This is a genomic window from Pseudoxanthomonas sp. LjRoot204_2, from assembly GCF_056175765.1.
Map to the genome: position 1 here is coordinate 1 of NZ_JBGFFG010000649.1, position 1370 is coordinate 1370.

The 1370-nt window shown below is 56.5% G+C and carries 2 protein-coding genes; both read left to right on the forward strand.

Annotated elements, in window-relative coordinates; all coding sequences use genetic code 11:
• On the forward strand, positions 1-796 hold a 796-nt coding region (locus AC04L7_RS18765), incomplete at its 5' end, for an ABC transporter substrate-binding protein (protein WP_475513711.1).
• A 58-nt stretch (positions 797-854) separates the two neighbouring features.
• The coding region (locus AC04L7_RS18770; RefSeq protein WP_475513712.1) for an ABC transporter permease subunit at positions 855-1370 on the forward strand (516 nt) is incomplete at its 3' end.

Below are 1370 nucleotides of genomic sequence, written 5' to 3' on the forward strand. Positions count from 1 at the left end.
GCCTATGAGCCCTGGCGCCGACAACTACATGTTCCGAGTCTCGATGGTGGATCGCGAGCAGGTGGCAGCCTTGATGGCTTACGTGAAGAAGAACACGGGCCAGTCAAAGGTTGTTGGTCTGATGGCGGAAACCACAGGCTATGGCCAGGGTGGTCTCAAGGACATGGAGGAAATCGCGAAGCTGCAGGACATCAAGATTGCAGCGACGGAGCGTTTCGGTGTGGGCGATACCGATATGACTTCCCAGCTGAGCAAGATGAAGTCTGCGAATGTGGACACCATTGTGGTCTGGGCTCAGGGTACACCCATCGCTCAGCTCGTTCGTAGCATGGAGAAGACGAACTACTTCCCCTTGGTGCTGACGTCATGGGCAGCTGACAACATCACTTTCTATGATGCAGCGGGTAAAGCGCTCGCAGAGAAGCCCATATTCATGCGTACTGTGAGTGAGACGCGGACTCCCGCTCAACAGAAACTGTTTGACCGCATCGGAGCCAAGCTCAAAGCGCCTGGTTCATTCTCTTTCGCTCTTCATGGCTATGACTCGGTGCTGCTCTACGCCGCAGCTGCCAAGCAGGCAAACAGCGTTGATGGCTCTGCTGTTCGTGTTGCCCTGGAGGATCTGAAATCACCGGTCCAAGGCGTACTCAAGACTTATGACAAGCCGTTCAGCAAAGCCAACCATGAGGCTCTGACAGCCAAAGATCTTGTATGGATCCGCTGGAAGGACGGCAAGCTCATGCCCTATGCGGATCCGATCGTGAACTCGCTGAGCAGCGCGGATTTCAAGCAATAACGCGTAACGCTTGCCTGGACTGCCTCGCGCAGTCCGGGAAATCATCTCGGAGATAACAATGACAGAGGCGCTCTTGCAGGCGATTCTCAGCGGCTTGGCCGTGGGCGGTGCCTACGCCCTGGTAGCCCTGGGCTTCAGCATCACATTTACAACCACTAAGACTTTGAATTTCTCCCATGGGGAATTCGTGTCTGCGGGTGCATTCATCGGCATGAGCGCGCTCTTCCTCGTTCTCGGTCTCCCTGTGACTTCGACCACGTTCGGCCAGGCCCAGCCTGGTGCCGGAGCTCAACTGCTGGCCCTTGTTGCAGCACTCGGAGTGATGGGCTTTTTGGGATGGCTCCTCTACGTGATTGGTGTACGACCTTTCGCTGGTCGACCTGGCATGGCATGGGTCATGAGTACCTTGGGTTTCGGCGTCATCCTCCAGAGTATCGGCTTGGCCATTTGGGGGCCCAAGCCTGTGGTAGTTCCTGGGCCGGTGGGCGACACGGTGATACGTGTCATGGGAGTCGGTGTTCGACCGCAGGAACTCCTCACGTTGGGAGTGGCTGTCGTCATCATGATCGGTTTC